The 24995-nt window shown below is 41.0% G+C and carries 21 protein-coding genes; 17 read left to right on the top strand and 4 right to left on the bottom strand.

Going from position 1 to position 24995, the window contains the following annotated elements:
* Window positions 1–466: 466 nt before the first annotated feature.
* The 4 genes from ICL16_RS05080 to ICL16_RS05065 all read left to right on the top strand — a co-directional run bounded on the left by ICL16_RS05080 (window position 467) and on the right by ICL16_RS05065 (window position 2374).
* Complete coding sequence (locus ICL16_RS05080) at window positions 467–706, top strand: hypothetical protein (protein ID WP_190825794.1); 240 nt, start codon at window positions 467–469, stop codon at window positions 704–706.
* A gap of 566 nt (window positions 707–1272) precedes the next feature.
* Window positions 1273–1479 carry a hypothetical protein gene (locus tag ICL16_RS05075; protein ID WP_190825793.1) on the top strand — a complete coding sequence of 69 codons (207 nt, stop codon included), beginning with the start codon at window positions 1273–1275 and terminating at the stop codon, window positions 1477–1479.
* A 213-nt stretch (window positions 1480–1692) separates the two neighbouring features.
* Window positions 1693–1896, top strand: coding sequence for a hypothetical protein (locus tag ICL16_RS05070; protein WP_190825792.1), 204 nt, complete (start codon window positions 1693–1695; stop codon window positions 1894–1896).
* A gap of 217 nt (window positions 1897–2113) precedes the next feature.
* Window positions 2114–2374, top strand: coding sequence for a hypothetical protein (locus ICL16_RS05065; protein WP_190825791.1), 261 nt, complete (start codon window positions 2114–2116; stop codon window positions 2372–2374).
* Between the two features lie 373 nt (window positions 2375–2747).
* Here ICL16_RS05065 and ICL16_RS05060 read toward each other — a convergent pair whose 3' ends face one another.
* The gene (locus ICL16_RS05060; RefSeq protein WP_190825790.1) at window positions 2748–3494 is read right to left on the bottom strand and encodes a DUF192 domain-containing protein; all 747 of its coding nucleotides are present in this window, start codon (window positions 3492–3494) and stop codon (window positions 2748–2750) included.
* 751 nt (window positions 3495–4245) lie between these two features.
* On the opposite strand from ICL16_RS05060, the gene ICL16_RS05055 reads away from it, so the two are divergent.
* From ICL16_RS05055 to ICL16_RS05025, 7 genes are all read left to right on the top strand, one after another.
* Window positions 4246–6396, top strand: a complete 2151-nt coding sequence (locus ICL16_RS05055; protein ID WP_190825789.1) for a peptidase domain-containing ABC transporter — start codon at window positions 4246–4248, stop codon at window positions 6394–6396.
* Between the two features lie 128 nt (window positions 6397–6524).
* The gene (locus ICL16_RS05050; RefSeq protein WP_190825788.1) at window positions 6525–7934 is read left to right on the top strand and encodes an HlyD family secretion protein; all 1410 of its coding nucleotides are present in this window, start codon (window positions 6525–6527) and stop codon (window positions 7932–7934) included.
* Between the two features lie 326 nt (window positions 7935–8260).
* Entirely contained in the window at window positions 8261–8920 is a 660-nt protein-coding gene (locus ICL16_RS05045) for a hypothetical protein (RefSeq protein ID WP_202895419.1), read from the top strand.
* A gap of 31 nt (window positions 8921–8951) precedes the next feature.
* The gene (locus ICL16_RS05040; protein ID WP_190825786.1) at window positions 8952–9626 is read left to right on the top strand and encodes a response regulator transcription factor; all 675 of its coding nucleotides are present in this window, start codon (window positions 8952–8954) and stop codon (window positions 9624–9626) included.
* Between the two features lie 160 nt (window positions 9627–9786).
* The gene (locus tag ICL16_RS05035) at window positions 9787–11688 is read left to right on the top strand and encodes a CHASE2 domain-containing protein (RefSeq protein WP_190825785.1); all 1902 of its coding nucleotides are present in this window, start codon (window positions 9787–9789) and stop codon (window positions 11686–11688) included.
* A gap of 202 nt (window positions 11689–11890) precedes the next feature.
* The gene (locus ICL16_RS05030; protein WP_190825784.1) at window positions 11891–12061 is read left to right on the top strand and encodes a hypothetical protein; all 171 of its coding nucleotides are present in this window, start codon (window positions 11891–11893) and stop codon (window positions 12059–12061) included.
* A gap of 174 nt (window positions 12062–12235) precedes the next feature.
* Window positions 12236–12886 carry a Uma2 family endonuclease gene (locus ICL16_RS05025; protein WP_190825783.1) on the top strand — a complete coding sequence of 217 codons (651 nt, stop codon included), beginning with the start codon at window positions 12236–12238 and terminating at the stop codon, window positions 12884–12886.
* A gap of 203 nt (window positions 12887–13089) precedes the next feature.
* On the opposite strand, the gene ICL16_RS05020 is transcribed toward ICL16_RS05025, so the two are convergent.
* Both ICL16_RS05020 and ribBA read right to left on the bottom strand, forming a co-directional pair.
* A complete protein-coding gene (locus ICL16_RS05020) occupies window positions 13090–13650 on the bottom strand; it encodes a Uma2 family endonuclease (protein WP_190825782.1) in 561 nt (186 codons plus the stop codon).
* Between the two features lie 18 nt (window positions 13651–13668).
* Entirely contained in the window at window positions 13669–15360 is a 1692-nt protein-coding gene (ribBA, locus tag ICL16_RS05015) for a bifunctional 3,4-dihydroxy-2-butanone-4-phosphate synthase/GTP cyclohydrolase II (protein ID WP_190825781.1), read from the bottom strand.
* Between the two features lie 246 nt (window positions 15361–15606).
* Here ribBA and argC point away from each other — a divergent pair, with 246 nt between their 5' ends.
* The gene (gene argC, locus ICL16_RS05010) at window positions 15607–16665 is read left to right on the top strand and encodes an N-acetyl-gamma-glutamyl-phosphate reductase (RefSeq protein ID WP_190825780.1); all 1059 of its coding nucleotides are present in this window, start codon (window positions 15607–15609) and stop codon (window positions 16663–16665) included.
* A 70-nt stretch (window positions 16666–16735) separates the two neighbouring features.
* On the opposite strand, the gene eno is transcribed toward argC, so the two are convergent.
* Window positions 16736–18019, bottom strand: coding sequence for a phosphopyruvate hydratase (eno, locus tag ICL16_RS05005; protein WP_190825779.1), 1284 nt, complete (start codon window positions 18017–18019; stop codon window positions 16736–16738).
* 224 nt (window positions 18020–18243) lie between these two features.
* Here eno and ICL16_RS05000 point away from each other — a divergent pair, with 224 nt between their 5' ends.
* The 5 genes from ICL16_RS05000 (at window position 18244) to clpB (ending at window position 24891) form a co-directional block, all read left to right on the top strand.
* Window positions 18244–18867 carry a 4Fe-4S single cluster domain-containing protein gene (locus ICL16_RS05000; RefSeq protein ID WP_190825778.1) on the top strand — a complete coding sequence of 208 codons (624 nt, stop codon included), beginning with the start codon at window positions 18244–18246 and terminating at the stop codon, window positions 18865–18867.
* 178 nt (window positions 18868–19045) lie between these two features.
* Window positions 19046–19900, top strand: a complete 855-nt coding sequence (locus ICL16_RS04995; protein WP_190825777.1) for a LolA family protein — start codon at window positions 19046–19048, stop codon at window positions 19898–19900.
* 146 nt (window positions 19901–20046) lie between these two features.
* Complete coding sequence (gloA, locus tag ICL16_RS04990; protein WP_190825776.1) at window positions 20047–20481, top strand: lactoylglutathione lyase; 435 nt, start codon at window positions 20047–20049, stop codon at window positions 20479–20481.
* 220 nt (window positions 20482–20701) lie between these two features.
* Window positions 20702–22213, top strand: coding sequence for an iron uptake porin (locus tag ICL16_RS04985; RefSeq protein ID WP_190825775.1), 1512 nt, complete (start codon window positions 20702–20704; stop codon window positions 22211–22213).
* Between the two features lie 11 nt (window positions 22214–22224).
* Complete coding sequence (gene clpB, locus ICL16_RS04980) at window positions 22225–24891, top strand: ATP-dependent chaperone ClpB (RefSeq protein ID WP_190825774.1); 2667 nt, start codon at window positions 22225–22227, stop codon at window positions 24889–24891.
* Window positions 24892–24995 lie beyond the last annotated feature (104 nt).

The raw sequence follows: 24995 nt of genomic DNA, 5'->3' as shown, positions 1-24995 counted from the left end.
TATTTTACAGGATAAAAATGATAATAGAATTCAGAACGGGAAAAACTGCTAAGACTTCTGTACTAGTCAGAAAAATCTCGACAAAGACTTATGTCAGTAGGGCGCATCCAAAATAGGCACATCTTAAAAATCAAGAAAAAATCTTTTTTCTATGAATCATAACTAAATCATCTGCTAGTATAGTCGTGGTTCTAAAAAAAATACCGGAACCTTAGTTAAAGAACAGCAAATTTAACTGTAACTTTCATACTGACCACTAGCGCAGCTATAGTTAACGATCCTGCTAGTGGTGTAAAAATACCCAAACAGGTGTCTCTGATTTTTTCTCTCAATTTCTAGAACATCTCATGGAGTTAAGCTGACATTTCTACTTTAATAAATACTGTTACACTACGACTTGTAACAGTGTTTAATATGGTGAGTCAAAGAAGAATTTAGCGACCAACTACATCGTAGGTGAAAAGCAATGACAACAACAGAAAACAATTCACTATTTACAGAGGTAACAGTAGAGGAATCTGCTACCGTTTGTGGCGGTCAATTATTCCTTAGTCTACCAAGTATTGGTATAAGTCTTTTTACGCCCGTTGGCACTAGAGGTGAGGTTCTTTCAGTAGAGGCTAATCTCATAGATCTTGGATATTCCCTACGTGACAGAGGTATTGACGTTGACGGAATAATAAATGAACTAAGACTGTCGTCCTGAAGTAGTGAATAAAAGTCTCAATTCCGCCTATATTCAACTAGTTTAACCTGGATAAATACCTCATGTTAACCGAAGTCATAGCAGCAGAAGCAGCTACTGTGTTTGGTGGAGATTTTTTAAAGTAAAAAATACTGGAACATTATTAAATGTTCCAGTATTTTTTTTAGGAAGATGAACACGCGAAGCCCAAGTTCTTGGGCAACCGGGCTTCTAATCATTGGTGAATTTACAACTAAGATACGAACATTACACATACTCAATTCAAGCAAAAATATGCATAATTTTTTTATGAAGAAAATTATAGTTTTGCAAAAAAAATTTTTTATATAAAAATTAAATATGGTGTAAGAAAAATTATAGAGTGAAATTGGTTTTTTGATTTATATCTTCACAAAAAACAGATGTTTGCAAAGTTTTTATTTTTTGTTTTCAAAAAAAAAAGCAGCCATAATAAACGGTGTTATTGTATTTAATAAGCCGAGAGTTGAGTTGCTTTCAGGAAAGCTATTAGCTATCAACTCAGAGTCAATTAAAACGGTTCAATTACCACACAGGAGCAACTAACCATGCAATACCAAAAAGACGAAGCACTATTCGTTGAAGTAACTACCGAAGAATCTGAACTCGTTAGTGGTGGTCAAGGCACCAGAGTTAACTTTGACTTAAACACCTACCTGTTCGTCATCGGTGCAGGTGCAGTATTTAATGGTGGCGTAACTACCAACAACATCAACATTGCCTTCGGCAGAGCATTGTTTACTCAGAGCCTCTAATCAAAGCTTAGAAAAGATTCTAGGTTTTTCTGAACAGCCAGAAATGACTGAGAAATAATAGAGCGATAGAGAAGTTCTAGAGACTAGGACAACCTATTTAGTGTTTGTGCTCTTGGGTATGTTCATTTTTGCATCTGTTATAGATAAGAGAAAGATGTAGAAAATGAACATATCAATCGAAAAAAGTGATAGTAAACTCAGGTTGATTGAACCATGGAAGCTAACCAAGAAATTTCTTTGTACAGTGAAATTACCGTTGAAGAGGCTGAAATCATCAGCGGTGGTCAAACTGTAGTTAACTTTGACCTTAACTCTTACCTGTTCGTTATCGGTGCAGGTGCAGTATTTAATGGTGGCGTAACTACCAACGTAGTTAACATTGCCTTCAACAGAGCGCTGTTTACTCAGAGCTTCTAATCAAAGCTTAGGAACAGTTCTGAAGACTTCTGACGAAACCTAAAGCAAGTCAGTCATAAGACATTAAGTATAATGATCCAGTTTTTGGCTCATTATATTTAGTGTGAAGTAATGCCAGGGATAACAAGTATGTTCATGGCAGAAATCACAGTATAAGCTCTAACAGCTAACATACTTACAACAAAGCAAATTAATTGCAACTACCAAGGAATTAATCATGGAAGCTAACACAGAAATCTCTTTGTACACAGAAGTTACAGCAGAAGAATCTGCTCTAGTCAGTGGTGGTCAATCAACAGTTAACTTTGACCTCAATACATACCTATTTGTAATCGGTGCAGGTGCAGTATTTAATGGTGGCGTAACTACCAACGTAGTTAACCAAGCCTTCAACAGAGCACTCTTCACCTCTAGTGGCGCCGCAGCTCCCGCAGCTCCCGCAGCTCCCGTACTAATTAATATACCTGTTAGGGTATAGTTTAAATTGGAAGTAGTGCAGTCATAGCACAAGAATATTTCCAATTCCAAATCACAATAATCTAAAAAATACTGAGACATTACTCTAATGTTTCAGTATTTTTTTATGGATGAGACGAAATTAAGATCAAGGGTAGTGGACGATCCAATACTTCTCGGTTAATATTTGATCCCCCCAACCCCCCTTTTGAAGGGGGGCATCAAACTCCCTTTTTAAGGGGGGTTGAGGGAATATTCGCTTTAGCACTAGTAACCGATTAATATTGGTAGGCGATCGCAATCCAACGTAGAAACCTTACAGTAAGAGTTATACAGGATAGGTTAGTTTTAACACTGAATGTGCGTGTTAATTCTACCGTTAGTTATTTTCGGATTCAAATACAGCTCTTAACTTTAGAAAGTCGATTTTGTTTGCGTTTAAATAGCCAACCCACACCCAAAGCACCCAACGCTAGTGTGCAAACAGAGAAAGGAGATTCAGGCACTTCCGTTATTTCGTTTGTTGGTCTATTTTGTATAGATGAAGAAGATTCAGACACTGGACGTACTGCCACAGACTCACCCTTTTGCAGTCCCAGTTCACTTGTACGTCCACCTCGCACCTCAATCACTTGATCGACGGGTGCTAAGAAAATGTTTTGTGGTAGTTTAATCGTATCTGAGATACCCTGTGGTTCTGACTGAAAAATAAAAATGTCGTCAATCCCTATATCAGTGGTGTTCTCGTTAATTTCAAATGCTGGTAAGTAACTGGGACAAAGCTCTGTGAGGCAGGGTTGAAGGTTCCGTGCAATGTCCAACACCGTCCCATTCAGCAGAAAAATTATATCCAAGGGGATTGGTGTATCTCTCATCCAAAAACTTGCAGGTTGAGGTGGATTAAAGGGAAACAGCAATCCCCGATTGTCAGGCAAAAAGGTTCGATTCATCAATCCCATAGCCTGTTGTTCGGGAGTTAGAGCAACTTCTAGATCAAAGGTTTGACCGGCTATCTCAGCCGTAGCTGAAATTGGTAAAACCTGTGCTGAATTTGACTGAGCCATTACTGTAGACTGTCCAAAGAAGATCAACCCTGCACTCAGAGCAAATTTTATCCATAGATCGGCGATTTTAATAGTCATAAGTACCTCTTATTTGTGCTTATGTGTAAAAAAATACCATAAATTGGGTAATAATGGTCACAAACTCATAAAATCTTCATTTAACTGCCAGTTTATTTTTATACGTGTAAATAAAATATGAAAAGTTTGTGAAGTTGGTAAATTCTGCTCCGAAATTCCCGAATGTTTTGTTATCCTCATTGCTACATATTGTGATATTTTATTGTTTGGAGAGAAAAACTGTCGATTTACGGATCTAACAAAATAAGAGTCTGATATTATCAACTTTGAAAACCCAGGGTAAGTTTTGACCAGAATACTTACTTATTTAATTGAGGTGCTAGTAATAAATTTTACAATTACATGTTAAATTGAAAGTAAACTTAGTCTGCCAGGGAGCGGGCGTTAGTTTTTGACCAAGAAAGTAAAAAACGTCAGGTTAAGAGGTAATTAAAAATTAATGAAAGATAGTTCATGTACTCAGGGAAATTTTGCTCATCGAAAAATGTAACATAATATTCTTATCTTAGGTAATATAATCTTAGAGGGTAGTATGACTTTATTTCTCTAGTTGTGGAATAACTTAAATGTAATAATAAACTACCAAGAAATAAAAATACTCTCCTAACTCCTTTGCTGATTTTTATAGTTAGCCCCACCTGAAAATAGGTGTGGGCAATTTATAATGATAGGGTGTTTCACCAATAATATTCAAACTCTACAGAAATATTGAAATGAGTGATAGGGAAATTAAGACAAGCATTGTGGCATTATGAAATATTCTTATGTTTTACAATCTAGTGAAGAAGACTGCGGTGCAGCTTGTCTGGCTTCCGTATCCAAACATTATGGGCGTAACTTCACTATAAGTCACGTCCGAGAATTAGTAGGCACCGGACAAACAGGCACAACTTTATTAGGGTTAAGAAGGGGTTCAGAAAATCTTGGTTTCAATGCACGCCCAGTAAAAACATCGGCAGCTCTATTAGATCGAATTAATGAAGCGCCCTTACCAGCAATTATTCACTGGAAGGGTTATCATTGGGTAGTTTTATACGGAAAGAAAGGGAAAAAATACGTAGTAGCAGATCCGGCAATCGGCATCCGTTATCTGTCGAAAAAAGATTTAGAAGAGGCTTGGACAGATTGGATGATGCTTCTGCTAGAGCCAGATCCAGTTCGCTTCTTAGCCCAAGAAGATGATCAAGTTGGTGGCATTTTCCGGTTTTTTCAGCGCGTCTGGATTTTTCGCAATATTTTAGCGCAAGCATTACCCCTAAACCTGATCCTGGGATTGCTATCATTAGCTTCGCCTTTTTTGATGCAAATTCTCACAGATGACGTGCTAGTGAGGGGTGATACTAAGCTGCTGACTAGTGTGGCGATCGCCGTGATGGTGATGAATTTTATTTCTAGTAGCATTTCGTGGGTGCAGTCTAACTTAATTGCTCATTTTGCACAAAGATTACAACTAGGGCTAGTCTTGGAATTTGGACGGCAAATTCTCCGATTACCTCTTTCTTATTACGAAGCACGTCGAAGTGGGGAAATTGTTAGCCGTCTGCGAGATATTAACCAAATCAATAGCATAGTTGCTGGCGTAGTTGTGAGTCTGCCCAGCAGTTTTTTTATTGCGGTAGTTTCTTTGGCTTTAATGGTTTTTTACAGTTGGAAACTGACAGTAGTAGCTGTGATCATATCTGTGATCATGACGGGATCTACAGTTGTGTTTCAGCCAACTTTGCAGCAAAAAACTCGTGAACTATTAATTACAGAAGCAGAAACCCAAGGTGTTTTAGTAGAAACATTTAAAGGCGCACTGACCCTCAAAAGTACCACAGCTGCACCACAGTTTTGGGAGGAGTTTCAAAACCGATTTAGTCGGCTTGCTAACCTCACACTCCGGACAATTCAAATTAGCATTATCAACAGTACCTTCTCTGGTTTTGTTTCTACTATTGGTGGTGTAATTTTGCTGTGGGTAGGCGGTAATTTGGTAATTAACCCAGCAGAAAATTTGAGTATTGGGCAACTATTTGCCTTTAACTCAATGAACGGCAACTTTATCAGCTTTATTAGTACTGTAATCGGTTTTGTTGATGAATTTACTCGGGCGCAAACTGCTACACAACGCTTGACAGAAGTTATAGACGCTACTCCAGAAAATGAAGGCGACAGCAAAAAGCAATTTGTTGAACTACAGGGTGATGCCGACATTGTTTGTACAAACATTAACTTTCACTACGCAGGTCGAGTTGACTTACTTGAAGATTTTACTTTGACAATTCCCGGTGGTAAAGTTGTTGCTCTAATAGGTAAATCTGGTTGTGGTAAGAGCAGCCTTGCTAAAGTAATTGCTGGGCTATACGCTATAAAATCAGGTAATATCCGAATTGGAATATATAACCTAGATGACCTTTCACTAGATAGCCTCCGTCAACAAGTGGTTTTAGTCCCCCAAGACGCTCACTTTTGGAGTCGTTCTATTATTGAAAACTTTCGCTTAGGAGCACCTCATGTAACTTTTGAGCAGATTGTCAAAGCTTGCCAAATAGCTGAAGCTGATGACTTTATCAGTAAATTGCCTGATAAATATCAAACTATATTAGGTGAATTTGGTGCAAATATATCTGGTGGGCAACGTCAAAGACTGGCAATAGCCAGAGCAATTGTTACAGATCCAGCAGTTCTAATTTTAGATGAATCTACCGCAGGATTAGATCCAGTAAGTGAAACCATTGTGTTGGATAAATTATTGCACCATCGTCGGGGCAAAACCACGATTATGATTACCCACCGCCCCAGGGTAATTAACCGGGCTGATTGGATTGTATTGATAGATCAGGGTAAGTTAAAACTTCAAGGTACATTGGAGGAGTTACGATCAAAACCAGGAGATCATTTAGATTTTTTAACTCCTTAAAATGTTTTCTGGGGAAGCCATTGCCTTGGGCGGGTTTCCCGACTTGAGGAATAACTGCGTTAAGGGCGATAAATTAATTACATTGCTCATGACCCAATTCTCAATTCCCTTAATACTACGTAACACTTATGCTTTATACTGAAAATCAAAGAGCTCTACCCTCTGTTAAAAGTAGCGATTTTCTTCCTCCCGTTAGTCCTTGGACATCTTTAGCTGGCATAACTTTAATTGGGACTGTTGGCGCTGCAATTAGCCTTGCTTCATCGGTGAAATATAATGTAACGGTGAAAGCACCTGCATCTGTTCGCCCTATTGGGGAAACCCGATTGGTACAACCGTTAATTGATGGAACGATAAAAAGTATTTATATAAAAGAAAATCAAACTGTTAAACAAGGGGATGTAATTGCTCGTCTAGATGACGTGGAATTAAATATAAAAAATAACCAACTACGTAGTAGTATTCAAGAAGGCAATTTACAGCTAATCCAAATTAATGCCCAACTTCAAGCTTTAGATAACCAGATTGCAGCGGAAAAACAAATAGTAGATAGAACAATTTCTTCAGCTAAAGCTGATTTAGCACGCAATCAACGGGAATATCAAAATGAGCAAGTAAAAACTCAAAGCGATTCATTGGCAGCGCAAGCAAATTTGCAAAAAGCTGAGGCAGAGTTACAAAAGGCTAAAGCAGATTTAGAATATGCGAAAACTGAAAGCGAACGCTATTCTACGCTGGTAGGAGAAGGGGCAGTTGCACAACTTCAATATGAACAAAAAAAATTAGCAGTTTCTCAAGCAGAATCACTGCTTGAAGCTCAACAAAAAGCTGTGGATATAGCCAGAGCAAGCCTGCAAACTGCTAAATCAGTCCTTAACCCCAGTAAAGCAACCGTAGCGATTGCCCAAGAAAGAATTGCCCAAGAATCCGCTAAAGGTTTATCCAGCGTCGCTGCATTTATAAGAGAGAAAAACGCTTTAATTCAGCGTCGCATTGAAATGCGCAATCAAGTCGTACAATCTCAAAAAGAACTGCAAAAAAATGCGCTCAAAATTGGTGATAGTGTAATTCGTGCTACCAGTGATGGCACTGTTGTGAAACTTAATCTGCGCAACCCAGGTCAAGTGGTACGTGCGTCAGAAGGAATTGCTGAGATTTTACCTCAAAACGCACCTCTAATCATAAAATCAATAGTTCCGACTTCGGACATTAAACATGTCGCCGTTGGGCAAAAAGTATCTTTGCGCCTTGATGCATGCCCTTATCCTGATTACGGTACCTTAAAAGGTGTTGTCAGCTATGTTTCTCCAGATGCAATTTCACCTCAAGCTAACAATACAGGTGCAACATCAGCTACCACTACTCCTAGTGCAAGCTATTATGAGGCTACAATCAAGCCAGATAGTAATTCTTTTGGACAATTTGGGCGTACATGCAAAATTCAAGCCGGTATGAATGCCGCAGCTGAAATTATTTCCAAAGAAGAGACAGCTATGCAATTCCTGTTGAGAAAAGCAAGGATAATTAGTGATTTGTAATTTGCTCACAGAACACGCCTTGAGAACAAAGTCTGTGTTCGCGGACTTTGTTTATGAGCAAATTTAATGGTTATTGCGGGAATAACATGTTATTATGTATACGTGAATAAGCAAGTTTTGTTTCTGCGTAATTCATCAGTTGCAGTTTTCGGAAGTGACAATTGCACATTTTTGGCATTCTTTTGTCCGATTTAGACAATTTATTTGGCACAAACAAGCCATGCACTACCTAGTTTTTTTCCCTACTATAAGAAAACAGCTAACGTAGTAATATACTTGTGATCTACCAGTTGTGTACTCAAATCATAGTTTTAATTATCTACATCATGACCCTTGTTTGGTTTTTCTCTTCTTACGTGAAAACTCAACAAGCGTTAAGATGGTGGTCTGATAGACAATCTATGAAACTTTTTGCTGAAGCCGAGAAAATTAGAGACGACTTACTGCAAGAATCCTTTACAATCCGTCGTAACTTGGAGTTATTGCCAGTAGAAAGCTTAGAGCTATCGTTTGACCATACTCAAGAATGTTTAAATAAAATCAATAATTTTCATCTTTCCTTGGCGCAATTGAGCGATCGCTTATTTTCAGCATACCTACCAGAAGGTTTGCCGTTGGCGATCGAACTATTATTACAACCGTGGGTAGCATCCCATCCTCACATATATTTTAAAATGGACGTTCCTTCCTATTGGCGGGACGAACCAGCAGAACGCTGCATAGTAATTTTAAGCACCTTAGAAGAATTGCTCAGAATAACTTTGCCGCAAGTTTTGACGCAAATTTCAATATATATTAATTTAAAGCAGCAAGAAAATATTCGTCAGCTCTTGGTAGAAATTACTTATCCTGATGAATCTACACTTGAATTTCATTCCAATATCCCAGAGTTAGGATATCTCAGCGATTCCTTTCGAGTTTTAACATCAGGAAAATGCTTCTGCCGTAACAATAATTTAAGCGTCGCTTGGTACTTCTTTTGGTAGAGACATAGAGTAGTAAACTTGGAGAATAGTGATGAGCCAAGGCTTATTAGAGAAAGCATTACTAAAAATTCTTGTCATTGATGATCATGAGTCAGTATTAGCAGGTACAGTGCCAATTCTACGTAGAAAATACCCAGATGCTGATATTAGCACTGCTCAGACTGCGGAAACTGTAATCAATCAAGTAGCAGACTCCCAACCAGACATAGTTGTTACAGATATTTCGATTCCGGAATATCCTAAAGCGACAGCACGTACAGAGACAGGTATTCAACTGATCAGGACTTTGATGACAAAATATCCCACCTTGAATATAGTAGTCCAAAGCGCTCACGTCAAAACACTTGTGCGGATTAGACCGGAAATTGATGCTCACAAAGGAGGTTTTACAGTTGCTGATAAGAGCCTTCCTAGTCAAGAAATGTTGACTAGAGTAGATTGGGCATTACAAGGACTTACCCACACTAAAGATATCAAAGGAATAAGAGGATTAGAAGTTAAACCAGAGTGGCTCAAGGTGTTAACTCTAGCATTTGAAGAAGGATTACAAGATAAGTCCATCGCTGAACGTATGAATGTATCTGAAAGGATGATCCGCCACTACTGGAGTAAACTGCAAGACGCTCTAGACGTCTATCCTGAGGATGGAAAAAATATCCGCATTCAAACTGAAATGCGAGCGCGGGAAGAAGGATTAATAGATTAGGAGCGAATACCGTAGAGACGTTCCGGCGGAACGTCTCTACAAGATTTTGCAAAGATTCCGTAAAAATACTGTGAACATATCCGGAAGCGGAATAGACCAATAGTATCTGTTAAAGGGGGTACTATTATTAAATTTGATTGGTTATCAGTTCATGAAGCTTATGCATCGTGGCATCTGGAAAAGAGTCAAGGATGAAGTAGCCCTTTGGCGTGTAGGTGTATTCACAGGAATAGTCGTCATTGGGTTAATAATGGTAGCTCGGATGACTGGTTCACTGCAAGAACTGGAGTGGCTAGTCTTTGATAGTTTTCTGCGTTGGCGTCCTACTGAAACCATCGATGAACGTATTTTGATTGTCGGAATTAATGAAGGTGATATACGTAGTTTAGAAGCTTACCCAGTACCTGATGGAGAAATTGCCAATATATTACGGAAATTACAGAAATATCAGCCGAGAGTAATTGGTATTGATACCTATCGGAATATACCAGTTTACCCAGGTTATGAAGAATTGAAGGCAACATTACAACGTAGTAAAAATCTAATTGCGATCGAGAAAGTATTACCAGATGCAGTTGATCCACCAAGATATTTACCTCCAAAGCAAGTTGGTTTTACAGACCAAATTATTGATACAGACGGTAAGCTAAGACGTAGCTTGTTAGGAACTCCATCGCCAACAACTAAGGAATATAAATTTTCTCTGACGATACGTCTAGCAGAAGCTTATTTGGCTCATCAAGGTATTACTCTACAAAGTGGTAAGCAAGATAAGAATGTGATGAGGTTTGGAAAAACTGAACTACCACGTTTTTCACCAGACTCTGGGGGGTATGTAAAAGCAGATGCAGGCGGGGTTCAGCTGTTGCTAAATTTTCGCAGTGGTAAACAGCGATTTAGAACTATTTCTCTACGTGATGTCAAAACAGGGCGGTTTAATCCGTCTTGGGTACGCGATCGCATTGTTATACTTGGAGTCATTGCTCCGAGCGTTAAAGATTTCAACACTACTTCGGCAATTCCATCAAGCAACAGAACTGCACCAGGACAAGTTTATGGAGTAGAAATTCAGGCTCATGCTTGTTCCCAGATTATCAGTGCAGTACTTAACAATAGACCACTGATCACAACTTGGTCGGATAAATGGGAATATGTGTGGATTATCGGCTGGGGTATTTTGGGAATGTGTTGCGCTAGGATCACCAAATTTCCCCTCACAAATCTTTTCGCTGTTAGTATTAGTAGCGCCAGCTTGATCGGATGCAGTTATTTACTTCTCTCTACTTGGGGTTTGTGGATTCCAGTCACACCTGCAATGCTAACCTTGACTTTGAATGGCGTAGGACTCACCGCTTTATTTCTTTACGATCAAAGTTTACGCTCTTCAATTAACGCTCGTCAAACAATCATTGAACACACATTTGAAACAATTCACAACGGTCCTTTGCAAACCCTTGCAAAAGCCTTAAAGCAAGTTCGAGAACGAGATTTACCACCCCAAGAATTACTTCCACAAATTGAATCAGAACTAGAAAAACTAAACCATGATTTACGCGGAATCTATGATTTTTTACAAAGACAACCTCTCTCTGAAGATAGTAGTCTTTATATTAGCAATGGTATAGAGCTAAATTTACAAAACCCAATTCAGGAGATTCTCTATCAAGTCTACAAATACACACTAGAGCGAGACTTTCCTTGCTTCAAAACACTCAAAGTTAAAATCCGTGCCTTTGAGCATATAGAAGAGAAATATTTAAATATTGAACAAAAGCGAGCTTTGTGCCGATTTTTAGAAGAAGCTTTGTGTAATATAGGCAAACATGCTGTAGGTGTAACTCGCATACAAGTAACTTGTACAACTGTTGATGGCTGGTTTAATCTTACCGTCATAGATGATGGTTTAGGTATTAAATCCTTCAGAGAAGGTCGAGGAACACAACAGTTTAAACACATAGCTAAACAACTTAAAGGCAAATTTAGACGTTCTGCGCTTTCTCCAAAAGGTACTATATGTGAATTAACTTGGCCTGGGGTGAAGTTTGGTTTTACTGGTATGTAGCTGACAAGGGATCTGTAGAGACGCGATATATCGCGTCTCTACTTGGTTCGTCACTGCACACAAATCATAGTAAAAAATTTACATCCTCTTTACAGACAACAGGTAATAAAAATAACTATCATATTTAGTAGTATTAGGCAAATAAAGTAATAAATTCTGTTTGCAAAATAAATCGAATTTATTATTCAAGGTAAAAATACTCATGATTGCTGATAAAATGCGGTTTTTACACAAACTTCTCAATCCCAGGTTAATAGCAATTTGTGTTTTAGCTATTACACTGTTGTCAACTCAAGCTGCACTAGCTGGCTATGAGCCAACCAGCGATCAAAAACCCCCTACTAGTCGTACAGACTCATCAGGAGTCAGGTGAAAACTTTGGTATACGTAATAAGCGCGGTTCTCAATCGAATAAAATACAGCAATCACTTGAGTGACTGCATCTCCCCAAGTCCCACAAGTGGTTTATTGTTGAACGAACGTCTTGTTCTTAGCGCCATCATTAGAAGCGTTATAGTTTGAGTAATTTAGTCAGAGAAATCAAATCATGAATGCACAGGTAACTTCCTCTACCTTTGTAGAACCAAAATTTGTTTTAAAAGGTGTTAGCTGGCAAACTTTTAAGGCATTAATGGCAGAAGTTGGGGACGATCGCGCTTGGAGAATTGCTTATGATGGAGGAGTATTAGAACTGAGAATGCCACTACAAGAACATGAAGTTCCTAAAGGACTGATAGAGAGTTTTGTTGAAGCGATCGCAGATGAGCTAGAAATTGAGGTGATGAAACTAGGTGCGTTGACTCTTGAGCGAGAAGACTTAACTCGTGCTGTTGAACCAGATACTTGTTTTTACATCCAAAATGAAGCCAGAGTCCGAGGCAAAAACGTTGTTTTCCCTAACGATCCACCACCAGATTTAGTAGTTGAGTCAGATTATACAAGTTCTTCTCTGAACAAGTTCACAATTTACGCTTCTCTGGGTGTTCCCGAACTATGGAGATATCGCCGTCAAACTCTGCAAGTTTATCAACTTGTAGAAGCGAATTATGAACTTACTCCTCAAAGTCTCGCTTTTCCCTTTTTACCTATTACAGAAGTTCCAGGATTTATTGAACAAAGTAAAACTATTGGACAAAGAGCCGCAGTGCGTTTATTTAGGACGCGAATTCGAGAAATTTTGCAAAAGAAAGAGGGATAAAAGATGCTGTTAGAAGACTACTTCGATGACTCCTGCCTTCACGAATGAATTTAATTTTGTCCGACTACTTAGCAATCATAGCAATATTCAGCAGTACGGATAACTGCTCGTCGCTCAGTTGCTCAACCACGTTGAGAAGTTCTTGGCGAATTTTCATAAATCTCGCGCTCCGATTGCTAGCTATCTTGAAGTTATCTGATTGATCATGCCATCTTCAGCCAGTCAAATACTTGATTCACTGTCAATGTCAGTTCAATACCGTCTAACACAGTTAAATTATCACGGACGTAACATAATTCGGGTTGTTGATTGGGCTGAAAGACTAAAATTGAACGATCGCCCGGATCAATTAACCATCCTAGTTGGCAACCGTGTTTCAAGCAGTGCAGGATGTTGCCTGTGACTCGATTGGAACTCTGTTGCGGTGAAATAATTTCAATTGTCCAATTTGGAGCAATCAACACATTATCTACAGGTTCTCCATTCTCATCAAACTCAATCTGCTCCCAACGAAGAACTGCTACATCAGGAACAATTGATCTACCTCCAAAGGTACAACGTAATTCTGGAAATGCATAAGCAATTCGCCGCTCTTCAGTAACTTCATTGATCTTGTAAATTAACTTTCCTTGAAGTCGGGAGTGGCGAGTTTTCGGCATTGGTTTTTGAATAATTTCGCCATCAATAAATTCACTGGCAGGCTTAGTTTCTGGAAGCAGGAGAAACTCTTCGAGCGTTATTGATGAAGATTTAGCAACAATCATAACTTATCTACTGCCATATTATTCCACTGAGCGAGTAAAACTGTAAATCTTTTGCGTCTGTAGTTGGTCGCAACAAATTGATGAAGGTAAAGTACCTGTGGGGAAAGTTTGCCGATCTAATTGCACTTGCAAATTACTCAAGGGATCGACGCCGGGAGAAATCAAAAATTCTAGCTTTTGGATGTAAGGTATTGCTAGGAGTTCGTCTAAAATTTGAGAAATCGCCTGTACGTAAGGATGACCTTGCTGTTGATACCAGTCATGGGTTGCTAAGCGGGGTTGATCGAAACCCAGGTGTACTGTTAATGATGGGTTGTCAAATAAGGCGATCGCCAACGGACGCGCTTCTTCCTGCAATAATAGATCGTGATTTTTTGCTAAATGACGCAGTTTCTCTAACCGTTCATAACGTTCTGTAATCGCTTCTGGCTCATCAAACCAATGAATTGCTACTGTTACTAAATACGTTTGTAACAGCATGTGTCCCAACTTATTCGCTTTTGTACTTAAATAATAGGTATTGTAATCGTTTGCCTCAATCAACAACGGCACTCGATCCACTACTTCCAAACCGTAGCCTTTTAAACCTGCAATTTTCCGAGGATTATTGGTAATCAAACGAATCTTATGTACGCCCAAGTCCATCAGCATTTGCGCTCCCATACCGTAGTCGCGCAAATCAGCCGGGAATCCCAAACGCTCGTTCGCCTCCACTGTATCCAGCCCCATATCTTGTAACGAGTAGGCTTTCAACTTATTCACCAGTCCAATTCCTCGTCCTTCTTGCCGCAGGTATACTACAACACCAGTACCAGCATTTTCAATCATTTTCAGAGCTGCTTGCAACTGCATTCGACAGTCACAGCGGAGAGAACCCAAAGCATCACCTGTTAAACATTCCGAGTGCATCCGTACCATTACTGGTGTATCACCAAATTGAGACGGATCTCCCTTGACAATTGCGACATGTTCTGTATTATCTTTGGTGTGGCGGTAAGCGTAGATTTGAAATTGACCGAACTGGGTAGGTAGTTCGGCAACAGTTTCGCGCTTAATCAGGCGATCGTGTTGCAAGCGGTAACTGATTAAATCGGCAATACTAATAATCTTGAGATTATGGTGCTGAGCGTAGGACTTTAACTGAGGTAAACGCGCCATTGAACCATCAGGGTTTTGAATTTCACAAATTACCCCGGCAGGGTATAATCCAGCTAGTCTAGCTAAGTCCACAGCTGCTTCTGTGTGTCCTGCTCGTTTAAGTACGCCACCTTCCTTAGCGCGGATGGGAAAAATATGACCGGGACGACGTAAATCTGAAGGTTTTGTGGCAGGATTAAGAGTAACTTGGATAGTACGGGCGCGGTCTTCTGCTGATATACCAGTAGTAACGCCTAAATGTGGTCCTGCGTCAATACTAACTGTGAAGGCAGTCTGGTTTGTGTCTGTGATGTTACTTACCATCAATGGTAAATCTAGTTCATCTAAGCGATCGCCCATCATTGCCAGACAAATCAGTCCTCGTGCTTCCACCGCCATAAAGTTGATCGTATCTGGTGTAGCAAATTGGGCGGCACAAATCAAGTCACCTTCATTTTCTCGATTTTCGTCATCTACTACCACGATGACACGACCAGCTTTCAAGTCTGCCAAAGCGGCGTCTATCGAATCAAATGCCAAATTTTGGTTGGAGGTAGTATTAAGCTGCGACACGATCGAATTTCCAGCTACCAAACGTAAATTTTTTTAACAAATGCTTGTTTTTGATTGTAACTCTTTTAGACGCGATCGTAACTACTGAAGCAATGATTCGATAACATACCAAAAGATCTACCGCTAAAATTGGATTTTGGTCATCGAGTGCAGCAACAGTTAATCAATCGGTTCGTAGTTGCACATGAGTACGCTTAGAGCAACTACATACCTATATAACTGATAGTTAATAAAGGATTTCATATCATGGGCAATTTTAGACGCGTACCTGTTGGCATTATTGGCGCGTCAGGCTATGGCGGAGTGCAGTTAGTTCGACTACTAATGGATCATCCAGAAGTCGAACTTGTTTACTTAGGTGGGGAAAGCAGCGCTGGAAAACAGTTTGCGGATATCTACCCATTTCTGGCTGATACCGTTAATCAAACGATTGAGGCGGTAGAACCAGAAAACATTGCGCACCGTTGTGAAGTGGTATTCATCGGTTTACCAAATGGTCTGGCTTGCCAAATTGCACCAACACTATTAGAAAAAGGATGTAAGGTGCTGGATTTAAGCGCAGATTACAGGTTTAGCGATTTGGCAACTTATACAACTTGGTATGATACTGAGAGAACAGATCTTACCACGGCGGCTTCAGCAGTTTATGGACTACCAGAACTGTATCGCGATCGCATTGCGGAAACACAGTTAATCGGTTGTCCCGGTTGCTATCCCACCGCTAGTCTCCTAGCACTTTCGCCACTGCTCAAGCAAGGGCTAATCGTACCAGAAACAGCAATCATTGACGCCAAGTCTGGCACATCTGGCGGCGGTCGTCAAGCCAAAATCAACATGTTACTTGCCGAAGCAGACAACTCTCTTGCCGCCTACGGTGTCGCCCGTCACCGTCATACTCCAGAAATTGAACAAATTTGTAGCGATTTAGCCGGACACGAAGTTACCGTTCAATTTACACCACATCTCATCCCAATGGTACGTGGCATTTTGGCAACAGTATATGCTACACTTCGTGACCCTGGATTAGTGCGAGACGATTTAATTACTATATATAGAGCCTTCTACCGCAACTCTCCCTGGGTAAAAATCTGTGAACCAGGCGTTTACCCTCAAACCAAATGGGCTTGCGGTAGTAATCTCTGTTATATCGGTATAGAAGTTGACCCGCGTACAGGTCGGGCGATCGTCATGTCGGCGATCGACAACCTGATCAAAGGACAAGCAGGACAAGCCATTCAGTGTCTCAACATCATGATGGGCTGGGATGAGACACTGGGATTACCCAAACTAGGGTTTTATCCATAACGTGCTAATGGCTAATAGCTAATAGCTAATCGTCACAATTAACAATTAACCATTAGCTATTAGCAATTCCCTATTTTGGTCCCATCCCCACCTTACCAGCGTAAACTGCTCTTTCTCCCAATTCATCTTCAATGCGGAGCAAACGGTTGTATTTTGCTACTCGTTCGCTGCGACAAAGAGAACCAGTTTTGATTTGCCCTGCACGGGTAGCCACGGCTAAATCGGCAATAGTCGTATCTTCCGTTTCCCCAGAACGATGGCTGATAACTGAGCGAAAACCGTTGCGAGTTGCCAAGTCAATCGTTTCTAAAGTTTCTGAGAGCGAACCAATTTGATTAAGTTTAATCAAAATTGCATTACCAGCTTTTTGCTCGATCCCTTTTTGCAAACGGGTGACATTGGTAACAAACAAATCATCCCCTACCAACTGCACGCGGGAACCTAACTTCTGAGTGAGTAACTGCCAATTTTGCCAATCTTCCTCGTGCAAACCATCCTCAATGGATACAATGGGGTATTGGTCAACCAATTGAGCGAGATAATCAACAAACTCCGCAGGTGAATGGGGTTTACCATCGTAAACATACTGCCCATCTTTGTAAAACTCACTCGCAGCCACATCCAAAGCCAAAGCAACTTGTTCTCCTGGCTTGTATCCAGCTTTCTCAATCGCTGCAACCAGTAATTCCAAAGCTACCTGATTTGATTCTAAATTGGGGGCAAAACCGCCTTCATCTCCCACACCAGTGAGTAAACCCTTTTCATCTAAAACTTTACTGAGGGTGGCAAACACTTCTGCACCCCAACGTAACGCTTCTCGGAAGGAAGTAGCGCCGATGGGGACAACCATGAACTCTTGAAAATCCACGTTGTTAGCTGCATGGGCACCACCGTTAATTAGGTTCATTAACGGTACTGGTAACAAGTTTGCTAACGGACCGCCTAAATAACGGTACAAGGGAATTCCTAAAGATTCAGCACCTGCCTTGGCTGTGGCGAGAGAAACCGCTAGAATCGCATTAGCACCCAGATGGGATTTGTTGGCAGAACCATCTAGGGCAATCATTGTGCGATCTAGTAGTTCTTGGTTGAGGGCATCTAACGCTAACAACTTCGGGGCAATGACTTCTTTGACGTTTTGTACGGCTTTGAGTACGCCTTTACCACCGTAACGGGTTTTGTCCTGATCTCGCAGTTCGTGTGCTTCAAAAGAGCCAGTAGACGCACCACTGGGAACTTGCGCTAATCCTACGGCTCCATTGGCTAAATGTACTTCTGCTTCTATTGTCGGTCTACCCCGCGAGTCTAGGATTTCGCGGGCAACAATAGCTTCTATGGCTGTATCTATTAGCATGTTGTTTGTCCTTTGTCAAGTGTTTTGTGTCATTTGTCATTGACTTATGACTAATCACCCACAGTCAGTGGCTAAGCTCGACGATCTAGCATAGGCTTTTGGGGAGCTTTTTTTGTTTAGGTTAATGAAGTTTTCCAAGGTTGGGGTTTTCTTACGAGTTTGTTTATTTAATGAACCGCAAAGACGCGAAGTACGCGAAGAGAAGAGAGAAAAGAGAGAAAACTATGACTGAAAATAAAGTTAATCCGGATCTTACGCAGAGGGAGGTTCCTCCTGGATACCTTAATGTTATGGGTTATGTGGATGAGTCTGAGGTGAATGGTCCTGGATGTCGTGCTGTTGTTTGGGTTCAGGGGTGTTTGCGGGAGTGTGTGGGCTGTTTTAATGTTGCTTCTTGGTCGTTTGATGTTAATGAACTTGTATCGGTTGATGGTTTGGCTCGGAAGATTCTCGGTAATTCTCGCAATCAGGGGGTGACTTTTTCTGGTGGGGAGCCTTTTTGGCAGGCTCCTGCTCTGGCTAGTCTTGCTCGTAAGGTTAAGGCGGCTGGTTTGAATGTGATGTCTTTTAGTGGGTTTACTTTGGAGCAGTTACAATCTCCGTCGGCTCCTGTTGGTGCTGGTGAGTTGCTGGCACAGTTGGATATTTTGATTGATGGGGCTTATATTCAATCACTGGCTGTTAATTCTCCTAGTTCTCCTGTTTCTTCTAGCAATCAAAGAATTCACGTTTTTAATCCGGCTCTACAAGACCAGATTACCTGGGCAAGCGATCAAATAGAGATTCATATTTTGAAAGATGGTAGTCGTATTATTACTGGTTACCAGGGACAATTAGAGTTGGCATGAGCGATCGCTACAAGAGGATATTCTCTGCGCAAATTCACCGCTCCTTTTTATACATTTGTAATGAGTTAATTAACTAGGGTTTCTAGCGATTACTTTTTGGAAAGACTCAGGATATAAACGTGTAGAGACGCGAAATTTCGCGTCTCTACAATATTCTGTTTTGAATATAGGGTGATATATGAAACGTACTTTTATAAGTATCACAGTTTTGAGTATTATTGCCTTGTTGACGGGAAGTGTTAATGCTACCCCTGTTAGTCGTCAAGTACAACAGGCTTCACTGGGGCAAATCAATACTTCCATTTCTAGTCAAGCGACTGAGCAACTGGATTTGCCTTTGTTGGTAAAAACTAGTACCGCGTTTTTTCAAAGCGATCGCTATCAAACTGAGTCTCAAATGCTGATTCAAGGAGGAAATCAAGGCGCACAGTTCAATGCCTATGCCCAAATTAAGACGATTGTTCAGTCTAATCGGAAGTTTCGAGCTGAGATTGCTTTTACAAGCCCTGGAGAAAAACCAAAACAGAGTGCTTTAATTATTTCGGATGGTAAACAAGTTTCTATTTATCGTCCTGATTTACGTAAATATGCGGTTACTTCCTATGAAGCTTTCGATCAATCAGACGACTCGTTTTTAATTGGTTTGTCTTCCTCATTTTTTCTAGTTATGCCGGAAGATACTAGACAAATAATTGCGTCAGGTGTTTTATCAAAGAATAACGTTTTGCAAGAAATGGGTTTGGCTGATAATCAACAATTTAAAGGAGACAAAAGTACTGTAGAAGGTGAGGCTTTTTATGTCTACAACTATACAGAACCAAAAGATGGATTTACTTTCCGCGCCTTCGTGCAACCAGAGACGGCAATTCTTAAGCAACTACAGTTGGTGAGCAAAAGTGAAGGTTTAGACGTGGTGGTGACAGAAAAGATTGTGCAAAGAAACCAAAATCCCACCGTAACTGCGCAAACCTTCAAATTTACCCCTCCCCAAAACGCTATCCGAGTAAAATCTCTATCTATTAGTCCTTTTTAGTTAAGAAGGCAGAGGGCAAGAGGCAGGGTGTTGGGCGGCAATGCCCTCCTTGAAGCAACTGCCGTGGTAGGAGGAAAACTATCTAGCTGGGCTTTCTGTAGAATATGAACAGATGATTTGTCCTGAGCAAAGGTATTCATATTAGTATGCGTTTACTACACACAATGTTACGGGTTGGCAATCTTGAAGAATCTCTAAAGTTTTATTGTGATCTCCTGGGGATGAAATTACTGCGCCGAAAGGATTATCCTGGAGGAGAATTTACTCTTGCTTTTGTTGGCTATGGCGATGAAAGTGACAACACAGTGCTAGAACTTACCTATAATTGGGGTACGTCCAAGTACGAATTGGGTGATGCATACGGTCACATTGCTCTTGGAGTAGATGATATTTATGCTACCTGCGAGGAAATAAAAAATCGTGGTGGTAAAGTTGTTAGAGAACCAGGACCAATGAAACATGGTTCCACAGTAATTGCTTTTGTAGAAGACCCAAATGGATATAAGGTAGAATTAATTCAATTAGGTACTCAAGGATCAACCGTAAAAAAAGAAACTGAGCAGCAAGTTTTAACACAGTAAATAAATGAAAGTTTGTAGTAAGGGCTTCAGCCCTTATAAACTAAGTCCTGAGCGCTTAAGCACTCACTACGAACGTAGAGTTTATTTTATATTTAATTTTACCTACTTACTTAGGGTGTAGCGCAACAATTCGGACATGCTCCCTAAGAAGGTAGCATATTGTGCAGGGGAAGACAATTGACGCTTTTTACCAAAAATCATAAAATATGCAACTTTTATTATGCACAACAGCTTAGTAGTAGCAACCTCCAGTGTCCTCATTTGTATTCTCCCATTCCCCGCCCACGCTATCTCCCCCACTCCCCCACTCCTCGCTCAAGAGTCAGAAAACTTGGAAAATAACGCCGAGTTTACTCAGCCCACAGTAACTCAGTTATCTGATGTTCAACCAACAGATTGGGCTTATCAAGCACTACAATCGCTCGTTGAACGCTATGGTGTTATTACCGGGTTACCCGATGGAACTTTTCGTGGCAATCGTCCCATTTCTCGTTATGAGTTTGCCGCAGCTTTGGCAGCTACACTAAATAAAGTGGATAATTTAATTATCAATGCTGTTGGCGATCGCTACATCCAAGAAGATGTCATCACCTTAAGGCGGTTGCAAAAAGAATATCGTTCCGCTTTAAATGATCTGCAAGACAGAGTTGATTTACTTGAAGCTCGTGCTGCTGAGTTGGAGGCGCAACAATTTTCTACCACTACCAGGTTAAATGGTGAAGCTATTATTGCTTTTACTGGTGGTACTGACGCTAACACTACTGTAGTAACTCGTGAAAGATTAACTCTCTCCACCAGTTTCAATCAAACAGATGTACTCATCACTCAGTTAGAAGCTGGGAATAATGGTGGTGATGCAATTGGTTTTGCACAACGGAAAAATGTCAACCTTTTAGGTACTACTGGTTTTATCGCTAATGGTGGTGGGCTAGATTATGCAGAAGTTGAATCGAATCTGAGATTGAGACGCTTGTACTACTCGTTTCGTCCCAGTTCAGATTTTACAGTCACAGTTGGCACAAAGATACAAGCACGGGATTTTATTGACCGTAATAGTTATGCTAACAATGAGGCGGTTAACTTTAGTTCTAGCTTTTTTATTAATAATCCCCTGATTGTACAAAACCAAATTGATCGAAATGGCGGTGCAGGAGCTGTGATCGCTTGGAATCCTGGTAGAGGAAATTTTACCTTTCGCTCATTATACATTGCTGCAGATGCCAATCGTGTTTCTGGTGAGGGAGGATTTTTTGGCGATCGCCGTCAAGGGAGCGTAGAATTAGAGTATTCACCCAGTAAACGGACAGGATTAAAGCTACAATATACGAATGCTTTAATTAACAATACCGATATTAATGCCTTTGGTGTTAATGCTGAGTATACCTTTAATCGCTCTACAGGGATTTTTGGCCGTTTCGGATATGGTAATTATCAGGGATTCAACACAGCCATCAACCGCGACTTAGATTTAAACCCTTTGAGTTGGGCGGTAGGTGTGGGTATTCGTAACCTCCTAATTCCCGGTACAGTAGCAGGTTTTGCTGTAGGGCAGCCATTCGTTACCGATGGTTTGGGCGATGCTACTCAGACAAACTTTGAAACATTCTATAATTTATATTTAAGCGACAATATAAGTATTACACCTACACTAACTGTGGTTACCAACGCCAATAACGATAGCTCCAATGGCACTATCTGGCAAAGCACTTTCAGAACAGTGATTTCATTTTAAATATTGTAAAGATGCAGCCTACAGATCCGAATAAATTTACAGATAAAGCGTGGGAAGCGATTGTCAAATCCCAAGATATAGTTCGTGCTTATCAGCAACAGCAATTAGACGTAGAACATTTAATACTTGCTCTGTTAGAGGAACCTACAGGGTTAGCAACAAAGATTTTGGCTCGGGCTGAAGTCGATTCTTTCCGTTTGCAACAGCAACTTGAGGCATTTACTCAACGTCAAACTAAAATAGGTAAATCAGAACAATTATACCTTGGTCGTAGTTTAGACACAATGTTAGACAACGCTGAGGAAGCAAGAGTTAGGATGAAAGATTCCTACATCTCGATTGAACACTTACTTTTGGCTTTTGCGGACGATGAACGTGTGGGCAGAAAAGTACTCAAAAGTTTAAATTTGGATACCGCTAAGTTAGAAGCAGCGATTAAAATGCTGCGCGGTAGCCAAAAGGTGACAGATCAAAATCCAGAAAACCGCTATGAAGCTCTACAAAAGTTTGGCAGGGACTTGACAGAACAGGCAAAAGCTGGTAAGCTAGATCCGGTAATAGGGCGGGATGATGAAATTCGCAGGGTAATTCAGGTATTGTCCCGTCGGAGTAAGAATAATCCGGTGTTGATTGGGGAGCCTGGAGTAGGTAAGACGGCGATCGCCGAAGCTTTGGCACAAAGGATTGTGAATGGTGATGTGCCAGAGTCTTTGAAAAATCGGCAACTGATTGCTCTAGATATAGGTAGTTTGATTGCCGGGGCAAAGTACCGAGGTGAGTTTGAAGATCGTTTGAAGGCTGTGCTTCGGGAAGTTACGGAGTCAAACGGTCAGTTTGTGCTATTTATTGATGAGTTGCATACTGTTGTCGGTGCTGGTTCAGGTCAACAAGGGGCAATGGATGCTGGGAATTTGCTTAAACCAATGTTGGCAAGGGGGGAGTTGCGTTGTATTGGCGCAACTACTCTGGATGAGTACCGGAAGTATATTGAGAAAGATGCGGCATTGGAACGGCGTTTTCAGCAGGTGTTTGTCGATCAACCCAGTGTGGAAAATACGATTTCGATTTTGCGTGGGTTGAAAGAGCGTTACGAAGTTCATCACAATGTCAAAATTTCTGATTCGGCTTTGGTAGCGGCAGCAACTCTGTCAGCGCGTTACATTAGCGATCGCTTTTTGCCAGATAAGGCGATAGATTTGGTGGATGAAGCGGCGGCGCAGTTGAAGATGGAGATTACTTCTAAGCCGGCGGAGTTGGAAACAATTGAGCGGCGGTTGATGCAGTTGGAAATGGAAAAGCTGTCGTTGGCGGGAGAAGAAAAGGTTAAGCAAGAGACAAGGGAAAGGTTGGAGCGGATTGAGAAAGAAATTTCTAATTTGACGGAGAAACAGTTGGAGTTGAATTCTCAGTGGCAAGGTGAGAAGCAGTTGTTGGAGACGATTAGTGCTTTAAAGCAGGAAGAAGAAAAACTGCGGGTGCAAGTTGAGCAGGCAGAGCGTGCTTATGATTTGAATAAGGCGGCGCAGTTGAAGTATGGTAAGCTGGAGGGAGTGCAACGCGATCGCGAAGCTAAGGAAACACAACTTTTAGAAATTCAAAGTCAAGGTTCGACTTTGTTGCGGGAACAAGTTACGGAAGCTGATATTGCGGAGATTGTGGCGAAGTGGACGGGGATTCCGGTAAATCGGTTGTTGGAAACCGAACGACAAAAGTTGCTACAATTGGAAAGGCACTTGCATGAAAAAGTGGTAGGACAACAGGAAGCTGTAGCAGCGGTAGCAGCGGCTATTCGGCGTGCGCGAGCGGGTATGAAAGATCCTGGTCGTCCGATTGGTTCGTTCTTGTTTATGGGTCCCACAGGTGTGGGTAAAACTGAGCTTGCCCGTGCTTTGGCGCAGTTTTTGTTTGATTCGGCTGATGCTTTGGTGCGGTTGGATATGTCCGAGTATATGGAGAAACACTCGGTTTCCCGTTTGGTGGGTGCGCCTCCAGGGTATGTTGGTTATGAAGAAGGGGGACAACTTTCGGAAGCGGTTCGTCGTCGTCCCTATTCGGTGGTGCTGCTGGATGAGGTGGAGAAGGCACATCCGGATGTGTTTAATATTTTGTTGCAGGTGTTGGATGACGGTGTAATTACTGATTCACAGGGGAGAAAGGTTGATTTTCGCAATACTGTGATTGTGATGACTAGTAACATTGGGAGTGAGTATATCCTGGATGTTTCTGGTGATGACTCGAAGTATGAGAAGATGAGTGATAGGGTAATGGATGCGCTGCGATCGCACTTCCGTCCTGAGTTTATTAATCGTGTGGATGACACGATTATTTTCCACACTTTGAGTCGGAGTGAGTTGAGTCAAATTATTCGGATTCAACTGAAGCGGGTGGAAAGTCTTTTGGCTGAGCAAAAAATTTCTTTGGAGATTACTGCGGCAGCGTGTGATTATTTGGTAGAGGTGGGTTACGATCCAGTTTACGGCGCTCGTCCGATTAAACGGGCGATTCAACGGGAAGTGGAGAATCCTCTGGCGACTAAGTTGTTGGAGAATACTTTTATATCAGGCGATCGGATTTTGATTGATAGGGGTGATGGTGGGTTGAGTTTTAGTAAGAAGACTGTGGTTAAAGTGCCAGCACCTCAAGTTGCCGTGAAGGTTGAGTCATCCCGTGAGGTGTGAAAACTGCGAACATCTCCCCTTGCCCCCGTTAAAAAAGGAGGTTTGAGTGCCCCCTTCATAAGGGAAGTTTGAGCGTCCACTTTACAAGTAAGGTTTGAATGCCC

The sequence above is a fragment of the Iningainema tapete BLCC-T55 genome, assembly GCF_014698965.1.
Taxonomy (GTDB): domain Bacteria; phylum Cyanobacteriota; class Cyanobacteriia; order Cyanobacteriales; family Nostocaceae; genus Iningainema; species Iningainema tapete.
Note: the sequence above shows the minus strand (reverse complement) of the source record. Positions and strands in the feature narration are given on the sequence as shown.